This window comes from Myxococcus qinghaiensis, assembly GCF_024198215.1.
Taxonomy (GTDB): domain Bacteria; phylum Myxococcota; class Myxococcia; order Myxococcales; family Myxococcaceae; genus Myxococcus; species Myxococcus qinghaiensis.
Genome location: NZ_JAKCFA010000010.1, coordinates 366298 through 385932, shown reverse-complemented (window position 1 = coordinate 385932; position 19635 = coordinate 366298). Strand labels below are relative to the sequence as shown.

Annotated in this window: 17 protein-coding genes; 8 read left to right on the top strand and 9 right to left on the bottom strand. The window is 69.2% G+C overall.

The features are described from left to right. Positions 1-179: 179 nt before the first annotated feature. Positions 180-1544 carry an IS701 family transposase gene (locus tag LZ199_RS21495; protein WP_253995599.1) on the top strand — a complete coding sequence of 455 codons (1365 nt, stop codon included), beginning with the start codon at positions 180-182 and terminating at the stop codon, positions 1542-1544. Positions 1545-2146: 602 nt separating this feature from the next. On the opposite strand, the gene LZ199_RS21490 is transcribed toward LZ199_RS21495, so the two are convergent. Both LZ199_RS21490 and LZ199_RS21485 read right to left on the bottom strand, forming a co-directional pair. Beyond that, a complete protein-coding gene (locus LZ199_RS21490; protein WP_253995598.1) occupies positions 2147-3601 on the bottom strand; it encodes a metallophosphoesterase in 1455 nt (484 codons plus the stop codon). Positions 3602-3889: 288 nt separating this feature from the next. Next, on the bottom strand, positions 3890-5266 hold the full coding sequence (locus LZ199_RS21485; protein ID WP_253995597.1) for a hypothetical protein: 1377 nt from the start codon (positions 5264-5266) through the stop codon (positions 3890-3892). Positions 5267-5542: 276 nt separating this feature from the next. On the opposite strand from LZ199_RS21485, the gene LZ199_RS21480 reads away from it, so the two are divergent. The 4 genes from LZ199_RS21480 (at position 5543) to LZ199_RS21465 (ending at position 10457) form a co-directional block, all read left to right on the top strand. Continuing rightward, positions 5543-6571: an AAA family ATPase gene (locus LZ199_RS21480; RefSeq protein ID WP_163864002.1), complete on the top strand. Its 1029-nt coding sequence runs from the start codon at positions 5543-5545 to the stop codon at positions 6569-6571. A gap of 6 nt (positions 6572-6577) precedes the next feature. Further along, positions 6578-7456 carry a DUF58 domain-containing protein gene (locus tag LZ199_RS21475; RefSeq protein WP_253995596.1) on the top strand — a complete coding sequence of 293 codons (879 nt, stop codon included), beginning with the start codon at positions 6578-6580 and terminating at the stop codon, positions 7454-7456. Further along, the gene (locus LZ199_RS21470; protein ID WP_253995595.1) at positions 7453-9555 is read left to right on the top strand and encodes a BatA domain-containing protein; all 2103 of its coding nucleotides are present in this window, start codon (positions 7453-7455) and stop codon (positions 9553-9555) included. Before LZ199_RS21475 ends, LZ199_RS21470 begins: the two co-directional genes overlap by 4 nt. A 146-nt stretch (positions 9556-9701) precedes the next feature. Further along, positions 9702-10457, top strand: a complete 756-nt coding sequence (locus LZ199_RS21465; RefSeq protein WP_253995594.1) for a hypothetical protein — start codon at positions 9702-9704, stop codon at positions 10455-10457. A 91-nt stretch (positions 10458-10548) separates the two neighbouring features. Here LZ199_RS21465 and dbpA read toward each other — a convergent pair whose 3' ends face one another. Further along, positions 10549-11931 (bottom strand): ATP-dependent RNA helicase DbpA, encoded by a 1383-nt coding sequence (gene dbpA, locus LZ199_RS21460; protein ID WP_253995593.1) that lies wholly within the window; start codon positions 11929-11931, stop codon positions 10549-10551. Positions 11932-12019: 88 nt separating this feature from the next. Then, complete coding sequence (locus LZ199_RS21455) at positions 12020-12415, bottom strand: DUF488 domain-containing protein (protein ID WP_253995592.1); 396 nt, start codon at positions 12413-12415, stop codon at positions 12020-12022. A 265-nt stretch (positions 12416-12680) separates the two neighbouring features. Between LZ199_RS21455 and nagZ the strand changes: the two genes are divergently transcribed. Continuing rightward, the gene (gene nagZ, locus LZ199_RS21450; protein ID WP_256569313.1) at positions 12681-13745 is read left to right on the top strand and encodes a beta-N-acetylhexosaminidase; all 1065 of its coding nucleotides are present in this window, start codon (positions 12681-12683) and stop codon (positions 13743-13745) included. A 167-nt stretch (positions 13746-13912) separates the two neighbouring features. Here nagZ and LZ199_RS21445 read toward each other — a convergent pair whose 3' ends face one another. From LZ199_RS21445 to LZ199_RS21430, 4 genes are all read right to left on the bottom strand, one after another. Beyond that, entirely contained in the window at positions 13913-14398 is a 486-nt protein-coding gene (locus LZ199_RS21445; protein WP_253995590.1) for a hypothetical protein, read from the bottom strand. A 99-nt stretch (positions 14399-14497) separates the two neighbouring features. Beyond that, positions 14498-14992: a hypothetical protein gene (locus tag LZ199_RS21440; protein ID WP_253995589.1), complete on the bottom strand. Its 495-nt coding sequence runs from the start codon at positions 14990-14992 to the stop codon at positions 14498-14500. A 376-nt stretch (positions 14993-15368) separates the two neighbouring features. Continuing rightward, complete coding sequence (gene bcp, locus LZ199_RS21435; protein WP_253995588.1) at positions 15369-16514, bottom strand: thioredoxin-dependent thiol peroxidase; 1146 nt, start codon at positions 16512-16514, stop codon at positions 15369-15371. A gap of 58 nt (positions 16515-16572) precedes the next feature. After that, positions 16573-17067, bottom strand: a complete 495-nt coding sequence (locus LZ199_RS21430; RefSeq protein WP_253995587.1) for a hypothetical protein — start codon at positions 17065-17067, stop codon at positions 16573-16575. A gap of 56 nt (positions 17068-17123) precedes the next feature. Between LZ199_RS21430 and LZ199_RS21425 the strand changes: the two genes are divergently transcribed. Continuing rightward, a complete protein-coding gene (locus LZ199_RS21425) occupies positions 17124-17771 on the top strand; it encodes a hypothetical protein (protein ID WP_253995586.1) in 648 nt (215 codons plus the stop codon). A gap of 55 nt (positions 17772-17826) precedes the next feature. On the opposite strand, the gene LZ199_RS21420 is transcribed toward LZ199_RS21425, so the two are convergent. Next, complete coding sequence (locus tag LZ199_RS21420) at positions 17827-19155, bottom strand: response regulator (protein ID WP_163864013.1); 1329 nt, start codon at positions 19153-19155, stop codon at positions 17827-17829. A 114-nt stretch (positions 19156-19269) separates the two neighbouring features. Here LZ199_RS21420 and LZ199_RS21415 point away from each other — a divergent pair, with 114 nt between their 5' ends. Then, on the top strand, positions 19270-19635 hold the full coding sequence (locus LZ199_RS21415; RefSeq protein ID WP_253995585.1) for an MXAN_6627.5 family MYXO-CTERM protein: 366 nt from the start codon (positions 19270-19272) through the stop codon (positions 19633-19635).

The following is a 19635-nucleotide window of genomic DNA, read 5'->3' as shown; positions in this document are numbered from 1 at the left end:
ACGGCTCGATAAGGGCCCACTGCTCGTCCGTCAGGTCGCTCGGATACGGCGTGCGCGAGGGCATTGGGAGGTCCGGCATCTTGTTTCTTCAACGCCCTGGCTGGCTCGCTCCATTTCAACAGGCTCTTAGTACTACCCGGTCACTTGAATCCAGGTGGCGGTCATGATCTACGGTCGGGATGACACCCGCACATCTGCGCAAGCTGGATGAGGCACTGAGCGCCTACCTCGATGAGATGGTGGTCGGCATGGGACGGCTGGAGCGGCGCCGGGCCATGGAGGCCTATGTGACGGGCCTGCTGCTGGACGGGGAACGCAAGAGCATCGAGCCGATGGCGTCCCGACTGGTCGAGGACGCCCGCGAGGTGGAGGCGATGCGCCAGCGGCTACAGCAGTGCATCTCGCAGGGGACGTGGAGTGACGAGGCGCTGCGAGAACGACTGGCGAGGAAACTGGAAACCGAGGTGCCGGAGTTGGAGGCCCTGGTGGTGGACGACACGGGGTTTCCCAAGAAGGGGCAGCACTCGGTGGGGGTGGCCCGGCAGTACTCGGGCACGTTGGGGCGCACGGACAACTGCCAGGTGGCCGTCAGCCTGCATCTTGCGGGGCCGCGAGGCAGCGGATGCATCGGCATGCGGATGTACCTGCCCGAGGAATGGGTGACGGACACGGCGCGGCGCAAGGCGGCGGGTGTCCCGGAGACGGTGGGAGCAGCGCGCAAATGGGAGCTGGCGCTGGAGCAGTTGGATGACGCACTGAGATGGGGCGTGCGGCGGCACGTCGTCCTGGCGGATGCGGGGTATGGCAACTGCCGAGAGTTCCGCGAAGGACTCACGGCCCGGAGACTGCCCTACCTCGTCGGCGTGCCAGGGCAACACAAGGTATGGCCTCCAGGAGCTGCGCCGCACCTGCCCGTGAAGAAGGAGGGCGAGTACGGGCGCCCCCGGACGCGCTTCGTCACCGACAGCGGCGTGCAGCCCTGGACGATTGAAGAGCTGGCGCGCCAGTTGCCCGAAGAGGAGTACCGCCGTGTCAGCTGGCGCGAGGGCAGTCGTGGCACGCAGTCGTCCACCTTCGCCGCGGTGCGAATCCAGGTCGCCGAAGGCCACGTCGCCCGCAAAGCACCAGGCACTCCCGAATGGCTGCTGTGTGAGTGGCCGCAGGGGGAAGTCGCGCCGACGAAGTTCTATCTCTCGTCATTGCCGGCGGATACGCCTCTCAAACGCCTCGTCACCCTGGCAAAGCTGCGCTGGCGCGTGGAGCGGGACTACCAGGAGATGAAGGGCGAAGTGGGGCTGGACCATTTCGAGGGCCGCACCTGGAGAGGCTTTCATCACCACGCCACGCTGTGCATGGTGGCCCACGGTTTCCTCGCGCTCCGTCGAGCGCTTTTCCCCCCGGAGCAAGACGCCGTGGACGCTGCCCCAGGTTCGACGTCGCCTTCAGCACCTGCTGTTGCGCCGCATCGGCCATTGCCCGCTGTGCCTCCGCAGACTCGGAGCTCGCGCTCCTCCTCTCGGGCCATCCCGCATCTGATCAAGTAGTATTAGGCCTGCTCAGCGGCTACACGTCGAAACACTCATACCTGCGCCCCGTGGTTTCCTTGCAGATGCACACACCAGGCCTGGAACTGCTGAAACAGCAATCCACCCGCGCCCCAGTCGTGCTGCAAGTCCTGCTCGCATAAGCAGAGCACCGAGGCAGGGAGTCGGAGCAAGCTGGACTCGCCACACATGGGTAGAACGTCCCGTCACACGTCACTCCGACATTGTTGGTCGCGGAGCAGGAAGTCGTCGAGGCCGGACAACTGACCGTGCCCGTGGGACACGTGGCCGAACACGCCGTGAGCTCCTCGGAGGATACCGCGAGCTCCTCACCAGCGACGTCACCTACCGCGCCACCACAGCCGAACCACGACAGACCGACGAACGCAGCCATCATCACCAGGACACGACGCATCAGTGAACCTCCAGACCGAAGTTGAGCACCCCTCTTCGGCCCGGGCTGTGGTTCGTGGAGAGTCGCCGTGCGAGGTGCGTCTCCATCATTCCCCGACAAGGTGCGGGACCGCCAGCACTCCCTCCCTGGCGGCGGGACGACGGCTCCGCGGAAGGGGCCGACCTGCTCCGCCGGCCCCTTCGCTTCGTCAGCGCACCCAGTTCACGTTGGAGATGGTGAACTTCGTCCCATCCTGCTTCTCCACGTTGGTGTACGGCAGGTACACCCGCGAGGAGAACGTGTTCGCCGCGGTATCAATCTCGATGAGCCGCGTCGGGTTCGACGACCCGTCATGGTACGTGGTCAGCATCTGGTAGATTTTGTTCCCCTGCGTGCCCGTGACTTCGCTGTACGCCGCCGTGCCCACGTGCCCGGAGAAGATGAACCGCACGTTGGCGTACGGCTTCAGCGCGGTGTCGAACACGTACTGCGGGCTGTTGTTTCCATACCCGCCATTGCCCTGCTCGATGCCGCCTCCGCTCGTCTGGTGCGAGTGCGTCAGCACGATGACGTTGTGACGCGGGTGCTGCTCCACCACGCTCTTCACCCAGTTGACCGCGTTCGTCCGCGCCCAGAGCTCCACGTTGATGACCAGCCAGTTCAGCCCGCCCGCCACAAACGTATGATAGGCATTGTCGCACTTGCCCGCCTCGAACACGCCCGCCAGCGCGCGGAACCGCGTCGTCGGGAAGTACGTGTTGAACGTGGTGGTGTTGCGCAGGTTCGCATTCACGTTGCCAGGGCACGCGCTGCCACCGGGGCACGTCGCCGCGGTGTCATGGTTGCCAATGGCGATGGCATAGGGAATCTGCGCGGCATCCAGCTTCTGGAACGCGTTGCTCGCGCGGACGTACTGGATGTGGTCCGCCGTGTCCCAGTTCGCCATGTCTCCCGTGTGGCCCACGAAGCGGATGTCGAGCGCGTTCTTGTTGTCCGCCAGCCACTGCATCCGGTGGTCAATCAGCGTGGACTGCGTGACGAGCTCGTTCTGCGTGTCCGGGATGATGACCAGGGTGAACTTCGTGTCCACGGGCTGCGCCGTCGTGGGCGCCGCGTGGAACTTGATGCCCTCGTCCACCCAGCCCGCCGCGCTCAGCGCCGAGCGCTCCGCCGCCGTCGTCGCGAAGCGGTGCTTGCGGAGCGTGTCATTCGCATAGCGGTAGACGGGCACCAGGCACGGCTCCGCCGTCGTCGACGCGAAGAAGCCCGTCCCCTCGTCCGTGGTGAACCCGCCCTGCGTCGCGAGCTGCTGCTTCTCCGCCGCGTCGATGGTCCAGAAGTGCTCGTTCCGGCTCGGGCTGTACAACCGATACACCGGGGACAGTCCCGTGCCCGGGATGCCGGAGGCTCGGAAGGCCACGCCCCGGTCATCGGTGTAGCCGTAGTTCGTCGCGGCGTTGGCGGCCTCGTTCGCGTTGAGCGTGTAGAGGCTGTCGCCGTTGCTCACCCGGATGCGGTGATAGACGGGCGTGCTCAGGGCGGCGCAGTCCAGCGCGGCCTTGCTGGAGGCTGTCTCGGAGACCTCTTCGGGCAACGGACCGCCGCCACAGGCTGACAGCACGCCCCACAGCGACAGGGATGCAACGACTCTCAAGGGACTCATGGTGTCTCTTTCCAGGATGGGATGAAAACAGGGCTCGTCGGCTTCGATTCGGCTTTTACCTCGAAATACCGAATTCCAGCCTGAGCTATCACTCAAGCTCCATCCCAGGAACTCCATGTGTCCGACTGCGAGCAACACACCACACCGTCACGACGGAACAGCGAGCAATGTCTCTCGAATTTTACACAAACATCCGAGCAACCCCGAGCGTGTTGCACGGCGCCTGGGTCTGCTTCGGATTGATACGAAGACGTGGAGGGACGCTCGCCGACGAACGTCCGGGCCCGCTCACTCCGGTGTCACCACCCGCAGGAACGCATCCTGGTTCCACGTGTCCCCGGCGCCATCGCGTTGCCAACCGGCGACCGCCAGTCCGCGCCCGGGCACCACCGCCAGCCCCGTCACCGCGAGCGAGCACTGTCCGCTCGCGCAGCCCTCCACCGGGACCTTCCGCTCGCCCTGCTGCGTCCCATCCGCCGCGTAGCGCGTGAGCACGTCACCGCACGCCGCCGTCACCGCGCCCGCGTCATCCACCGCCGCCGCGACGCCTTCCTGGGCCTGCTCGCCGCACTCCGGCTGCTTCAGCCAGCGCACCTCACCCTCCGCGCCCACGCCGAGCACGAACGGCCCCTGCGTCCCCAGCGACGTGCCGCCCCACACCAGCAGGCCCGCGAAGTCGCCCGCCACCGTCACCGCGCCGTCCGGCCCCACCGCCACCGAAGACACCCTCCCCTTCGCGCCCGGCAGCTCGCGCCCCCACACCAGCTTCCCGGCCTCGTCGAACGCGAGCACCACGAAGCCGCGTCGGCCCTTCGCGCCGAACGACTCGCCATCCACCTCCAGCGTGTCGGAGAGCTGCCCCGCGAGCACCGTCCGCCCCGACGGCGCCAGCGCCACCGCGTGCAGCGCCGTGCCCTCTCCCGTGCCGGTGAAGCGCCGCGTCCAGCGCACCGAGCCGTCCGCCGCGTAGTGCGTCAGCACCGGGTCCTCCACCTGGCCCTCCCACTCCTCCCCCGCCACCACCACGCCTCCGGCCGGGTCAGCGGCCACAGCGTGCGCCTTCTGCCCCACGCGCTGCTGCCACGTCGCGCGCCCGTCCCCGTTGAAGCGCACCACGAAGCCGTCCTGCGTCGCCCCCAGCCCGAAGTTCGCCGGGTAGAGGAACGCATTGCCGGTGAGGAACACCGCGCCGTCCGTGCCCGGCGACGCCGCCACGCGCAGGTCCGACAGCCGCTCCCGGGGGAAGTCCTGCACCCAGCGAGACGTGCCCTCCGGCGCATACCGCGCCAGCTCCACCCCCAGCAGCTCCCCCTCCACCGGCTCGCGGTCCGAGTCCTGCCGGGGTGTCTGGGACACCACCATCACCACGTCCCCGCCACGGCCCACGGCGACACCGGTGGGCGTGTCGTCCTGAGGGCCTCCCACCCGGGTCTCCCAGAGGGTGCCCTGGGGCAGCACCCCGTCGGACGGCGAGGTCGACTCCGTGGGGGGCGCTCCGGGCCCGGAGGGCGACACCCCGCCGGGGCCCGGTGGGGCGGTCTCCTCGGAGGAGGGCTCGGGGGCGTCCTGCTCCGAGCCACACGCCAGCCCGGCCCCCCAGAGGAGGGCCACGGGCCCCAGCACCCGCCAGCCGTGGAACCAACGCCCCGCTCGCCTTGACCGCATGCGACCTCCCCGGAGCCGGCCGCCTTCCGTCGGAGGCCGGATCTCCGGAGACGGTAAGCAGCATGTCCTCGAAGCGGCATTCCCCCTGTCCCTCGGGGGCCTGGCCCTGCTCGGGGGGCGTGCAGGCGCGAGGGCCAAAGGCCCCGGGCGGCCTGATTCGGAGTGTGTGACAGCGGAATAGCCCCCCGCTCCAACGGTTGCCACCTCACGACTCGGCTGCTCGGAAGGAGGAAACCGTTGGTCCGGGCGCCGCCCGCGAATTAAGAGACTCCTTCCATGGAAAGCGCCGCCCCCGCCCCACGTCCCGTGCCCGACCCCTCGAGCGACGACCTCCGCGCAGTCGAGGAGCTCGCCGAGGCTCGCAACGCCATCGTCGGCCAGATTGAGAAGCGCGTCGTCGGCCAGCGGGAAGTCGTCGAGCACCTGCTCATCTCGCTCTTCAGCCGAGGCCACTGCCTCTTCGTCGGTGTGCCGGGCCTCGCCAAGACGCTGCTCATCTCCACCCTGGCGGACGTCCTCAACCTCTCCTTCAACCGCATCCAGTTCACCCCGGACCTGATGCCGTCGGACATCACCGGCACGGACATCCTGGAGGAGGACCGCAACACCGGCCGCCGCAACTTCCGCTTCGTGCAGGGGCCGCTGTTCGCCAACATCATCCTCGCGGACGAAGTGAACCGCACGCCGCCCAAGACGCAGGCCGCGCTGCTCCAGGCCATGCAGGAGTACCGCATCACCGCGGGCGGCCGGACGTATCCGCTCGACTTGCCCTTCCTCGTGTTCGCCACCCAGAACCCGATTGAGCAGGAGGGCACGTACCCGCTTCCGGAAGCGCAGTTGGACCGCTTCATGTTCCTGGTCGACGTGGGCTACCCCACGGCCGAGGAAGAGGTGCAGATCGTCAAGAGCACCACGGGCGGCGAGCAGCCGAAGCTGGAGAAGATTCTCTCGCCCGAGCGCATCCTCGCGCTTCAGGAGCTGGTGCGGCGCGTGCCGGTGCCGGACCACGTGGTGCGCTTCGCGGTGGAGCTGGTGCGCAACACCCGTCCCAAGGAGCCCGGCGTGCCGGACTTCGTGGCGAAGAACGTGTCCTGGGGCGCGGGGCCTCGCGCGAGCCAGTACCTGGTGCTCGCGGCCAAGGCGCGCGCGATTCTCCACGGCCGCTTCGTGGCCACGGTGGAGGACGTGCGGGCGCTGTCGAGGCCGGTGCTGCGCCACCGCGTGCTGCCCAACTTCACCGCGGAGAGCGAGGGCATCACCTCCGTGAAGCTCATCGACCAGCTCCTCACGGTGGTGAAGGGCTAGCGCCGCGTGCTGCTCGATGCCCAGACCCTGGCCCGCCTCAAGGGCGTGAAGCTGCGTGCCCGCGCGGTGATGGAGGGCGTGCTGTCCGGCCTCCACAAGAGCCCCCACCAGGGGCAGAGCGTGGAGTTCGCCGAGCACAAGGAATACGCCCCCGGCGACGAGCTGCGCCACCTGGACTGGAAGGCGTACGGCAAGTTCGACAAGTATTACGTGAAGCGCTTCGAGCACGAGACGAACCTGCGCTCGGTCATGGTCGTGGATGCGTCCGCCTCCATGGGCTACGGCAGCGGCGCGATGAACAAGCTGGAGGTCGCCACCACGCTGGCGGGGGCGCTGTGCTACCTGCTGGTGCGTCAGCAGGACGCGGCGGGGCTGGCGCTGCTCACCGGCGGCAAGTGGAAGGACGTGCCGCCGCGCGCGTCGGCGGGTCACCTCAACGTGCTGCTGGAGACGCTGGACGCCACGTCACCGGGCGGAGGCACGGACCTGGGCAGCGCGGCGGACCACCTGGCGGAGGTGCTGCCCCGCCGGTCCACCGTCATCGTCCTGTCGGATTTGCTCGACGAGAAGCAGGACGCGCTCAAGCGGGTGCTCGCGCTGCGACAGCGAAAGAACGACGTGTCGCTGTTCCATGTCGTGGACCCGGCGGAGCTGACGTTCCCCTTCGATGACCCCACGCTCTTCCTTGACATGGAGGGCGAGGGCCGCATCGAGGTGAACCCGCGCGAAATCAAGGAGAGCTACCTGGAGGAGTTCCACGCCTTCCTGGCCAGCGTGAAGGCCGCGTGCGCGGAGGCGGACGTGGACTACGAGCTGGTGCGCACCGACGAGAAGCTGGATGACGTGCTGCTGCGCTACCTGGGGCGACGCGGGAGGCGCAAGTGACGTTCGGCAATCCGTGGATGCTCCTGGGCGCGCTGGGCGCCTTCATCCCCCTGCTGGTGCACCTGTTCGACCGGCGTCGGCCGCGTCCCCATCCGTTCGGCCCGCTGGCCTTCGTGCTGCGCAGCCAGAAGCGCACCGCCAGCCGCCTCAAGCTCAAGCGCCTGCTGCTGTACGCGCTGCGCACGCTCATCCTGCTGGCCATTCCGATTGCCCTCGCCCGGCCGGAGCTGAGCCGCGACGCGCAGGCCGCTCAAGTCGTGAAGGGCCCGGCCGCCACGGCCATCATCCTGGATGCGTCGCTGTCCATGCGCTGGACGGACGGGACGTCGCTCTTCGAGCGAGGTCGGGACGAGGCGCGCGACGCGCTCAAGGACCTGCTGCCCGAGGAGCCGGCCACGGTGCTGGTGTGCACCAGCTCTCCCGCCGCGCCTCCGCCGCCGGGGTTCGACCGCGCGCGGTTGCGGGGCCTGGTGGATGAAGCGAAGCCGACCTACGGGGCGGCGGACCTGTCGCGGTGCATGGAGATGGCGTCGCGTTCGCTGGAGGAGAACCCCATGGCCGCCAAGCGGCTGGTGGTGGTCTCCGACATGGCGGCCTCGGCGTTCCGGCTGGAGGCACCGCCGCCCACGGTGAAGGGCCCCACGGGCGCGCCGGTGAAGCCCGAAGTCGTGCTGCGCGACGTGGCCGAGGGACGCGAGGCGCTCAACAACCACGCGATTGTGGACCTGAAGGTGGAGCCCGCGCTCCAGGCGGGGCCGCGCTCGTTCCAGTTCACCTTCACGGTGCGCAACTTCGGGACGGAGGCGGCCAAGGACCTGGAGGCCGCGGTGCGCACGGGCGAGACGACGCTGGCCAAGGGCTTCGTCGACGTGCCCGCGGGTGGCACCACGCAGAAGGCGCTGACGGTGCGCTTCCCGCAGGGCGGCACGGTGGTGGGTCAGGTGACGTTGGCGTCGGACTCGCTGGTGGAGGATGACCGACGGGCCTTCGTGCTGCCGGTGCCCAAGGCGCTGAAGGCGCTGGTGGTGAATGGCGCGCCCCACGCGACGCGCTACCGCGACGAGGCATTCTTCGTGGACGCGGCGCTGACGGCGCCGGGCTCGCCGGTGGAGGTCGCCGTGCGGGACTCGGAGGTCGGCCTGCGCGAGGACTTCACCGCGTACGATTTGGTGCTGCTGTTGAACGTGCCCGCGCCGAACCCGGAGGAGGCCGCGCGACTGGAGGCCTTCGTGGAGAACGGCGGCGGCCTGTTCCTGAGCATGGGCGACCGGGTGAACACGGAGGACTACAACCAGCGGTTGGGAGCGGTGCTGCCCAGGCCGCTGCGCGTGGTGCGCACCAGCGCGGAGCGCGAGACGGACCCGGAAGCGGAGACGAAGGCGGCGCGACTGGCGCAGGTGAAGCAGGAGCACGTGCTCTTCTCGCCCTTCACGGGGCGGGCGGAGGAGGGCCTCATCGGCGCGCGCTTCTACCGGTACATGCTGCTGGAGGCGGACAACCCGGCGTCGCCCGGCGCGAGCCAGGTGCTGGCCACGTACGAGGACGGGGCGCCCGCGGTGGCGGTGATGCGCAAGGGCAAGGGCCGCGTGGCCATGTTCACCAGCACGGTGGACCGCGACTGGAGTGACTTCGCCATCCGCACCAGCTTCCTGCCGTTGATGCAGCGCTTCGCGGCGTATCTCACGGGCTCACTGGAGGAGCGCGAGGAGGTGCGCGTGCGCGTGGGCGAGCTGGTGACGCTGCGGCCGGAGGGCGCGCAGAAGGTGACAGCAGTGAAGGCGCCGGACGGGAGCGAGCTGCCGGTGAAGGAGCAGCCGGACGGCTCCGTGGTGGCGGGGCCGGTGCTGGAGCCGGGGGCGTACTCGGTACTCGGCGCGGACGGGAAGATGCAGCCGGCGCTGTCCTTCGCGGCGATGCTCGACCCGGCGGAGAGCGACCTGACGCGCGTGCCGCAGGACACGCTCACCGCGTACTTCGGCGAGGAGACGGTGAAGGCGTCCAGCGGCGACGAGGACCGACCCACCGTGCCGCTGTGGACGTGGCTCATCCTCGCCGCGTGCGTCGCGTTCTTCTTCGAGGGGACGCTGCTGCGCAAGTAGGCTGAAGGGCCATGATGCCCGGCCCTGATGTGATTCTCGCCTGCACTCACTGTGGCGCGCCGCACCGAGCGCCCACGCTGGCGACATTCAATACGCTGGGAGTGAGTTGCTGGACGGATGGCTGGTGCGACGAGCCCCCATCATTCATGGTGCCCCCGCTCATCTCACGCTGTTCCGCCTGCCGAGAGTTCTTCTGGGTCCGCGACGCGCGGCGCCTCGTGGAGAAGCCCATCGCCGTCGAGGAAGCAGTCACCCAGGTCACCCAGATAACCCTCGAACACGCGGGCAGGCAGCGCACCGCGGTGTCACACCTGCTGAGCCGTGAACTGGGGAAGACGGCGACGAAGGCGAAGCAGGTGCTCGACGGACTTCCGGTCCGACTCGGAGCATGGAGTCCGGAGGAGGCGGAAAAGCTCGCGGCGCGCTTCGAGGCACTGGGAGCCCGTGTCTCGCGGGAGTCCAGCACGGCCCGGGTGATGCGCTCGACGCGGCCCCTCGATTGGAAGGAGGCCCCCAGGCTCGAACGGCCGAACAAGGCCGCGCTCCTCCTCCTGCTGCGCAAAGGCTTTGCCCAGGAACCGATGCGGGAGTGGGAACTCCGTCAGCAGCTTTGGTGGATGAGCAACGCGCCTCATCATGAGGGCGCGCCATGGGTCTCGTTCCGGCTGCGCACGAGGGCCGCGATGGACAACATGGACGTGGTGGCGACGCTGCGCGCGTCCGACTCGGACGAGCACCGGCTGCTGCGGGCAGAGGCCCAACGTGAGCTGGAGAACTTCGACGAGGCCCTCGCCGTGCTGGACGAGGCACCCTTTCCCGCGCCCCTGAGCAGAGTCGCCGACTTCGTGCGAAGGCTTGCCCGCGAGCACCTCGCAGAGGTGCGCAAGCTCCCGCTCTCCTGAGAGGCAATGCCTCTCCGCCAGACGTGGCTGTGTCACGCCGCCATCGGCGGCACTGCTCCCTGAAGTGGGCCGACGCCCATCAACCGGGCGGCTACTTCACGCGCTCAATCTTGTGCTTGCGGCCCTTGATCTTGCCCTCGCTCAAGTGCTGGAAGGCCTTCTTCGCCACGCGGCGCGCGATGGCGACGTAGGCGATGTGGTCCTGAATCTCAATCTTGCCGACGTCCGTGGCGGCGAACCCACCCGCCTCGCCCGTGAGCGCGCCGAGGATGTCTCCCGGCCTCATCTTGTCCTTGCGCCCGGCGGAGATGTACAGCGTCTCCCACTCCGAGCCGAGCGAGCCCGGCTTCGACGCCGCCGCCTCCAGCTCCGCCGCGTCGCCCACCTCCAGCTTCAGGCCCAGCGACTGCTCAATCTCCTCCACCTTGCGCTTGTCGTTCGGCGCCACCAGGGCGATGGCGAGCCCCGTGAGCCCCGCGCGTCCCGTGCGGCCAATGCGATGCACGTACGGCTCCGGCTGGAAGGGCATGTCGAAGTTGATGACGGCGTCGAGCGCCTCCACGTCGATGCCTCGCCCCGCGACATCCGTGGCGACGAGCACCCGCGTGGTGAGGTTGCGGAACTTCGCCATGACGCGGTCCCGCTCGAACTGCTCCAAATCCCCCTGGAGCCCGTCCACACTGACGCCCGCGTCTGAGAGCGCCTTCGTCAGCTCCACCACCGTCGCCTTGTGGTTGCAGAAGACGATGGCGGAGGCCGGCTGGTAGAGCCGGAGCACGCGCAGCAACTGCTGGGTCTTCTCCTCGGGCTTCGTGTCGTAGCGGACTTGACGAATCGCGGGCGTGGCCTCGGTGTCCTCCACCGTCACGCGCACGGGGTCCTTCTGGAACGCGCGGCTCAGGGCCGCGATGTCCGGCGGGAAGGTCGCGGAGAAGAGCACCGTCTGACGCCGGGAAGGCATCGCGCCGATGATGCGCTCCATGTCGTCGCGGAAGCCCATGTCGAGCATCCGGTCCGCCTCGTCCAACACCAGCGTGCCCAGCCGCTTCGTCTCCAGCGCCTCGCGCTCCAGCACGTCAATCACCCGGCCCGGCGTCCCCACCGCGATGTGCGCGCCCTTCTCCAGCGCCTCCAACTGCGGCCGGATGGGCTGCCCGCCCGCCAGCACGAGCACCTGGAGCCCCGGCAGCCGACGCCCCAGCTTGCGAATCTCGCCCGCCACCTGCGCGCACAGCTCACGCGTGGGGCAGAGCACCAAACCCTGGAGCCGTCGGTCCTGGAGCTGGACCTGACGCAGCATGGGCAACGCGAAGGCCGCCGTCTTGCCGCTGCCGGTGCGCGCCTGGCCGACCAGGTCCTTGCCCTGGAGCAGCACGGGGATGCTCTGCGCCTGGATGGGCGTGGCCGACTGGAAGCCCAGCTCGGCGAGGACTTGGAGCAGGGGTGGAGACAACTCGAGCGCGGCGAAATCCATCAGGGCCTCGATTGAACGGAGGCGCGGAAGGTGCCTCGGAATCCCGGGGCCCTTGTAGCAGCCGTCCGTGGCGGAACAAGCCCCTGTGTCAATGCACCGTCGGGCGCCGACGCGCATGACGCCTGGCTGGACGCAGCCCGCGCTCCAGGTACTCCTTCAGGGCCACGGCGCTGTTGTGGGCCTCGTCCCGCGCGCTGTACAGCAGCGTCACGTCCCCTCTCCGGGCCGCTTCGACGAGCGGATCCAGCGCCTCGCGGTGCTCGCGCAGCTCCTGGGCGTACCGGCGCTGGAACTCCTCCCAGCGCGCGGGGTCGTGGCCGTACCACTTGCGCAGCTCCGCGCTGGGCGCCACGTCCTTGAGCCAGCCATCCATCTTCAGGTGGGTCTTCTTGATACCTCGGGGCCACAGCCGCTCGACGAGGAAGCGAGCTCCCTCCGAGTCGCCCGGCTCCAGGTGGTGGTAGACACGCTCGGTTTGAATCATCGTCCCGTGCTCCCCCGGCTGGTGGGCGGGTGGGCGCGGAGGGCCCTTCCGCCGCGCTTCAACGTAGCGATGCGGGGGGGCGGCGACACCCGCCCGAGGGTGGCCCTCCGGGTGGCGCCTGGCGGACACGACCGCCCTGGGAGGTGACGGGCAGACGACGCCCGGTGCGCCTCGCGAAGGAACGGAGTCCAGCTTGGGCCCGGGTTCTGCGACACTGCGCGCCGTGACTGCCTCCGCCCTCTACCGCGACTGCGCCCGCCTCTTCATGGTGGGCTTCCCTGGGACTCGCATCGACGCCGACCTGGCGGCGCTGATGGATGACGGCATCTATGGCGCCATCCTCTTCAAGCGCAACGTGGGCACCGCCCAGGAGACGGCGACGCTGTGCCGCGAGCTGAAGCTGCGCGCGGGTCGGCCCTTCATCCTCTCGGTGGACCAGGAGGGAGGCCGCGTCGCTCGGCTGCGCGGAGCCCCGTTCACCGCCCTGCCCCCCATGCGCGAGCTGGGACAGCGCGGAGATGCCCGACTGGTGGAGCGCGTGGGACGGCTGCTCGCGCACGAGTTGCGCGCGGTGGGCTTCGACTGGGATTTCGCGCCGGTGCTGGATGTGGACACCAATCCGGCCAACCCCGTCATTGGAGACCGGAGCTTCAGCCGGGACGCGGAGGAGGTCGCGCGGCTGGGCGTGGCGCTCGCGCGCGGGCTGGAGGCAGGTGGCATCGCCTCCTGCGGCAAGCACTTCCCCGGGCATGGCGACACGACCACGGACAGCCACCTGACGTTGCCCAGGCTCGCGCACGACCTGGAGCGGCTGCGGCGCGTGGAGCTGGTGCCCTTCCGGGCGTTCGCGCAGGCGCGGCTGGCCTCGCTGATGACGGCGCATGTCCTGTTCGACGCGTTGGACAAGGGCGTGCCCGCGACGATGAGCGAGCGCGTGCTCACCGGGGTGCTGCGCGAGGAGCTGGGGTTCGACGGCGTGCTCGTCAGCGACGACCTGGAGATGAAGGCCATCGCGGACCACTACACGGTGGAGGAGGCCGCGGTGCAGGGCACGCTGGCGGGCGTGGACCTATTCCTGGTGTGCCATCAGGCGGACGTGCAGCGCCGCGCCATCGAGGCCGTGGTGAAGGCGGTGGAGTCCGGACGGATTCCGCGCGAACGCATCACCGAGGCCCACCGCAGGCTCGACGTGCTCGCCTCGCGCTTCGCGCACCCCGCGGAGGACCGGCTCGCCACGCTGGGCGGCGCCGAGCACCACGCGCTCGCCAAGGGGCTCGACAGCGCCTTCGCGGGCAAGGACCCCACCGAGGTCATGCTCGCGTCTCGCTGAGCGGGACGGCACCGCGGGGTATGCGCCCCATGGACGGAGCGAGGTCATGCTCGCGTCTCGCTGAGCGGGACGGCACCACGGGGTACTCGCCCCATGGACGGAGCGAGGTCATGCTCGCGTCCCGCTGAGCAGGACGACGACCCGGGGCACATGCCCCGTGGACCAGGTCAGTGCGGTACTTGTGAGTCCTCGCGAGGCGGAGCATCTCCGGGCTTCGGGCTCGACACTCCGTCCGGTGGCTCGTTCGCGGGCGGAACTCCCGGCTTGGGCGCGGACTGTTCGTCCTGCGCCTGCTGCTGCTCCTGCTCGCGCTGAATCGCTGTCGGCGAGCCCGCGGCGATGCCGGGCTCCACTCGCGGAGGGACATTGCCCACGGCGGTGGGCGGCAGGTTCGCGCCCACGATATCCTGCACGGGCGCGATGTTCGGCGTGTCCGAGCCGCCAGTACCCGAGCCGCCGGTCCCCGAGCCACCCGTCCTTGGGCCGAAGCTGCTCAAGGGCTGCGAGTCATTGGCGACGCCCTGGTACGGACCGCCCGTCCTGGGTATCTCCCGACGGATGCGCTCCTCGTCGCGCTCGCACCCCGTGCCCAGCAACGAAGCCACCGCCAGCGCGCCGGGTAGAAGCCAGCGGCGAATGTTTCCCTGGTTCATGTTCCATCCCTCCGGCGAGCCACTCAGGCCCCAGAGGGATGGATACCCATCCTCGGGCACGGGCGACGGCAGGGAGCCGTCCGTCCGCCCGACACCGACCTAGCGCACCAGCCTGCCGTTGCGGTCCTGCCAGCCCATCGGGCGGTAACCCCAGCCGTGGTTGTAGTCCGTCGTGCTCCCCACCACCGCGCCATCCTCACCACCGAGGCCCTGGGACGCCGGAGCGTAGGTCGCGCCACCCTCGATGCCATATCGGTCCTGCATCATCTTCCCCTTGTCATCCCAGAGGGAGTTGTTCTGCTTCCCCTCCAGCCTGGGCGTGCGCGGGTCGATGCTGGAGCCGATGTCCTTGATGGTGCCGTTGTGCCCACGGTCCGCGACCATCAGCCACGGCGGGGACTTCTCCGGGTGCACGTTGCCCTGCATGTCCAGGAGGGCCTCCGGCTGGACGCCGCGCTGGGCGAACGGGCCGCCACGGCTCTCGCCCGGCTGCTTGCCACCCGTCTCGGGAAGCCCACCACAGCCCACCGCGCCCATGACTCCCAACGTCACCGCCGCCACCTGAACCCACCGTCGGAAATTCCGCTCGCGCATGTCCACTCCTCGGATTGTCTGTCTTCAAGTTCCCCGCATCCCTGGAGAATGGGCACGCCTGGTGTCCACACCACGAAACGGGTACACGGCGGCCTCTCGGGCCGCTTGCTCAGTTAAGCCCTCGGCCGTGCTCGCGCACAGTCTTCTTCGCTGACACTGTGGACTGAGGCTTCTTCGCGACAGAAGCAGACGGCTCGCCGCAAACTTTGCGCGACGTGTGCACGGCTTGCGCGGAGGAATCCGAGCTCGAGCACTCGCCGCATGGAGAGCGGGAGGGAGCCGTCGAGTTGGAGAGAGGGGAGGAGCTGACGTGGACGAGGCTGGATTCGCCGCGTCCACGCCCTTCGGGAGTGGCCTACTTCACGACAGCCGTCCGCTACTTCCGCTTCGCGGCGGACTTCTTCTTCGCGGGAGCGGACTTCTTCGCCAAGGCCCCCTTCTTCGCGGATGCCTTCTTCACGGGCGCGGCCTTTTTCGCGGACGTCTTCTTCGCTGCGGACTTCTTCACGGGCGCGGACTTCTTCGCGGCGGCCTTCTTCACGGGCGCGGCCTTCTTCGCGGACGCCTTCTTCGCGGGCGCCGCCTTCTTCGCCAAAGGCCCCTTCTTCGCGGACACGGCCTTCTTCGCCGAGGCACCCTTCGTCGCGGGCGCTGCCTTCTTCACGGACGTCTTCCGCGCGGGAGCGGCCTTTTCAGCAGACGCTGCCTTCTGCGCGGACGCCTTCGTCGCGGGCGCGGCCTGTTCCACGGGCGCGGCCTTCTGCACAGCCGCCTTCGTCGCGGGCGCGGCCTTCTTCACGGGCGCCGCCTTCACCTCGACGTCCTCGGTGGCCACGGCCTCATCCTGTGACGCGGGCTTGCTCGCCGGAGCCTTCGTCGCAGCGGACTTCCGCTTCGAGGGCTCGAACTTCGTCACCCGCGCCGGCGCCGTCAACGGCGTCCCCGAGAGCGGAGTGAGGTCATCCGCGGCCCTCTCCGAGCCCCTCACGTACGCCGCGGACAGCTCGGGCGCCGCCGCCTCCTCCACCTCTAACGCGGACCCTCCCGCCACCGGAGCACTCGGCTTCGCCCCCAGCGCGGCGAGCACCTCCACCACATGGCCGTTCACCTTCACCTTCGGCCACACCTGCTTCACCTTGCCATCCGTCCCAATCAGGAACGTGGCGCGGTTGATTCCCAGGAACTTGCGTCCATACAGCGACTTCTCCCCCCACACGCCATAGGCGTCCGACACCTGGTGCTCGGTGTCCGCCAGCAGCGGGAAGGGAAGGTTGAACTTGGTCGCGAACTTGCGATGGCTCGCGGTGCTGTCCGCGGACACGCCGAGCACCACCGCGCCGGCGGCCTCCAGCACCGAGTGCTCGTCGCGGAAGGCGCACGCCTCCACGGTGCATCCGGGAGTGTCATCCTTCGGATAGAAATAGAGGACGACGTTCTTCCCCGCGAGCTGCGAGAGCGTCACGGAGTTGCCGTCCTGGTCCTGAAGCACGAAGTCGGGAGCCGCGTCACCTGCTTGGGGCATGGGCATGCGCGCTCCATAGCCACAAACCCGGCGCGTTCTCAATCATCCGTGAGCAACGTCAATGCGGCTCACCACCGTGCTCGTGGCCCTCTTCACCCTCCGGGTGGCTCTTGGCTTCCAGCTTGACCAGGTCCGCGTGGCACTGCGCCAACGCCGTGCGCAATGGCTCGCGCGCCGCGGCATCCGTCGCCTGTCCCAGCTTCTTCGCCAGCGCCTCGCACGCGGCGCGCTTCACGTCCGCCTCGCTGGTGCCCGGCCCCGTCGCGCCAGGGGTCGCCAGCGGACGGGGAGGCAGGCTTCCCCGCAGGCCCCGAATGGCCGCGAGGCGCTTGTCCGCTTCCGGACGCGAGCGCGAGCCCTCGGGCACCTTCTCCAGGGACGCCACGACCGCGTCCCACGCCGGGTCCGTCGGCGGCACGCCCTTGTCCACCAGCGCCTCGTATTGCGCATTGGCTTCCTGGAATTGCTTCTTCCCTGAGTCACACCCGGAGAAGAGGACCCAACAAAGCCCGAGCGAGAGCACGGTCGGCAGCGGTCGGAAGGCAGTCCACATGACGCGTAGGTACCTCTTGCTGGCCTCCGGAGGGAAGCGCGGGTAGGGTCCGCGTCGTGCAGCCCATTCTCCTTGCCTTCCTGCTCGGTCTGTCCCAGGGCCTGCTCCACGCCGTGGGGCCGGACCATTGCGCGGCCGTGGCCACGCTCGGAACCCTGAATGGGGGCCGGCGCCGCGCGGCCATCGCCACCGCCTTCCGCTTCGCGCTGGGGCACGCGGCCATGCTGGGCGGCATCGCCTCCCTGTGCCTCCTGGCCGGCGTGGGCCTGTCCGAGACCTTCGAGCGCTGGGCCGAAATCTTCGGCGGCGCCGTGCTGGTGGCCCTCGCCGTGACGGCGCTGCTGTTCCCCAACAGCCTGAACCACGGCCACCCCCACCTGCCCAATCACTCCAAGGAGCCGCACGAGCACGTGCACACCGTCAGCACCGCCGCCGGCGCGCTGATGGCCGTCAGCGGCGTGCGCTCGCTCTTGCTCGCCCTGCCCCCGCTGCTCGTGGGCGGCAGCATGAGCCTGGCCGCGTGGACGTACCTGCCCGGCTTCGCGCTGGGCATCCTCATCGGCATGGGCACCGTGGGCCTGCTCTTCGCCGAGGGCATCACCCGCCTCAACGACCGCATCACCATGTGGGTGCAGCGCGGCGTCGCCCTGGGCTCCGGCGCGCTCGGCCTGTTCTGGATTGGCTCCCGCCTGACGGGCGGCTGAAACCCTCGCGACACCGGGCGCCACCTGCAGGCGCCCGCCCGGCGACCCGGCCGCGCTACGAGCGCTTGTCCAGGATGCCCAGCGACATCATCGCCACCAGGAAGCCGTAGACGACGTGCTCGGGGCGGTTGGCGAACGCCAGCAGCTCCGCGACGGTGCGGTTGCCGTCAATCTTGGGCAGCAGCTCCGCCTCCCACCGCTCCAGCTCCACTTCATTGAGCTGGTACGCCGGGGCCACCGCGGGGATGAGCCGGTCCTCCGGCTGCAGCAGGCGGCGCAGGCGCTCCGGCTTGTAGAGCTTCTTGATGCCGCGGACGATGAGGTTGCCCGGGTGCACGTCCAGCTTGATGGACTCCGCGCTGGCCTTCTCCCGGAAGCTCATCACGTACGTGCCGTCCTCCCACGCGAAGAGCGAGTAGATGACGGCCTTCACCTGCTGGCCCACGTAGTACAGCCGCTCGGTGTCCTTGAGCAGGCCGCGCTCCACCAGCACGTCACCGGTGCGCCGGTTCGTCGCGCCCGCGACGGCGGAGGCGTCCTGGAGCTGCTCGGGCTTGATCTTGCCCACGCGGACCAGGAACTGACCGAAACGGTCCGCCAGCAGGTTGGAGAGGGCGAACACCGGCATGCCCTTCTCGAAATAGACGACCTTCTTCACCTTGCCGCGCTGGATTCCCAGCTCACCCGTCTCGCGCGACAGGTAGTAGGCGGTGAGCAACGAGGGCAGGTTGTCCTTCAGCTCGCCCCGGCGGCTTCCCGGCGCTCCCGAGCCCGCGGGCGGAGGGTCCGGCGGACGGCCCGGCGTGGGCGGACGCACCTGGGTGGCCGGCACCTTCTGCATGGGGCTGGCGGTGAGGTTGGCGCCGCGAATCTCCGCGGTGATGTTGCCGCCGCCCGTCACCTTGATGCGGCCCGTCAACTCCATCACGTCCTGCGGGCCCTCCTCCTCCACGTCGATGTCCAGCTCCACCTCGAAGGCGTCCTGGAGGGAGCCAGCGGGCGGGGCCTTCTTCTCCGGAGCGAGGACCTTGGTGACGGCCTCCAGCAGCTTCTGTGCCTCGAAGGGCTTCTCGAAGTAGCCGGCGGACTGGTACTTCTGGCGGGCCTCCAGCGCGTGCTTGCCGCCCTTGAAGACGCCGGTGATGAAGAGCAGCGGGAGCTGGGCGTTGTCCTTCCGCAGCGCGTCCGCCAGGTGGTAGCCCATCATGTCCGGCAGCAGGATGTCCAAGACGGCCGCGCCCGGCGGATTGGCGCGAGCCACTTCAATCGCCTGCCTGCCGCGGCTGGCGCCGACGACCTCGTAGCCCGCATCCTCGAAGAGCTGCGTGAGGAGGGAGAGAAGCTCCGGGTTGTCATCGACGACGAGGATTCTGGGGGCGGCCATCGCGGGTCGTACGCTACCAGATGAAGGCGGAGGGGTGGGACAATCTGCCCCCGACTTCCGGTTTCCACGGTGGATGCATCTGTGCGGCCGGACGGTTAGGGTGACGACCCCGTCATGTCCTTTCGTCACCTCGTTCGCGCCCAGGGCCTGTCCCTGCTGGCCTGCCTCCCGCTCCTGCTGCCCGCCGTCGCGCTCGCTCAGTCGTCCAGCGACGGAGGCATCATCATCCCCCTGCCGGACGCCTCCACCGGAGAGGGCGGACCCGACCGGGACAACCCGGAGGGAGAGGACGGGACGGGGCGGGTGAACACCGTCTGTCGCAGCAGCGGAGACTGCTCTCCGCGCTTCTCGTGTGAGGACGGCACCTGCCGCTACACGGGCGTGCGCAAGGCGGAGCAGGTGGGCTGTCTGATGGGCGCGGAGGCCGCGCTGGTGATGGTGGGGCTGGCCGCCCTGGCCCTCCCCCGGAAGAAGCGTTAG

Bases quoted from the DNA above. Each gene is read 5' to 3' on its own strand.
- LZ199_RS21495 (WP_253995599.1), top strand. From the start codon at position 180: ATGACACCCGCACATCTGCGCAAGCTGGATGAGGCACTGAGCGCCTAC.
- LZ199_RS21490 (WP_253995598.1), bottom strand. From the start codon at position 3,601: ATGAGTCCCTTGAGAGTCGTTGCATCCCTGTCGCTGTGGGGCGTGCTG.
- LZ199_RS21485 (WP_253995597.1), bottom strand. From the start codon at position 5,266: ATGCGGTCAAGGCGAGCGGGGCGTTGGTTCCACGGCTGGCGGGTGCTG.
- LZ199_RS21480 (WP_163864002.1), top strand. From the start codon at position 5,543: ATGGAAAGCGCCGCCCCCGCCCCACGTCCCGTGCCCGACCCCTCGAGC.
- LZ199_RS21465 (WP_253995594.1), top strand. From the start codon at position 9,702: ATGGTGCCCCCGCTCATCTCACGCTGTTCCGCCTGCCGAGAGTTCTTC.
- dbpA (WP_253995593.1), bottom strand. From the start codon at position 11,931: ATGGATTTCGCCGCGCTCGAGTTGTCTCCACCCCTGCTCCAAGTCCTC.
- LZ199_RS21455 (WP_253995592.1), bottom strand. From the start codon at position 12,415: ATGATTCAAACCGAGCGTGTCTACCACCACCTGGAGCCGGGCGACTCG.
- nagZ (WP_256569313.1), top strand. From the start codon at position 12,681: ATGGTGGGCTTCCCTGGGACTCGCATCGACGCCGACCTGGCGGCGCTG.
- LZ199_RS21445 (WP_253995590.1), bottom strand. From the start codon at position 14,398: ATGAACCAGGGAAACATTCGCCGCTGGCTTCTACCCGGCGCGCTGGCG.
- LZ199_RS21440 (WP_253995589.1), bottom strand. From the start codon at position 14,992: ATGCGCGAGCGGAATTTCCGACGGTGGGTTCAGGTGGCGGCGGTGACG.
- bcp (WP_253995588.1), bottom strand. From the start codon at position 16,514: ATGCCCCAAGCAGGTGACGCGGCTCCCGACTTCGTGCTTCAGGACCAG.
- LZ199_RS21430 (WP_253995587.1), bottom strand. From the start codon at position 17,067: ATGTGGACTGCCTTCCGACCGCTGCCGACCGTGCTCTCGCTCGGGCTT.
- LZ199_RS21420 (WP_163864013.1), bottom strand. From the start codon at position 19,155: ATGGCCGCCCCCAGAATCCTCGTCGTCGATGACAACCCGGAGCTTCTC.
- LZ199_RS21415 (WP_253995585.1), top strand. From the start codon at position 19,270: ATGTCCTTTCGTCACCTCGTTCGCGCCCAGGGCCTGTCCCTGCTGGCC.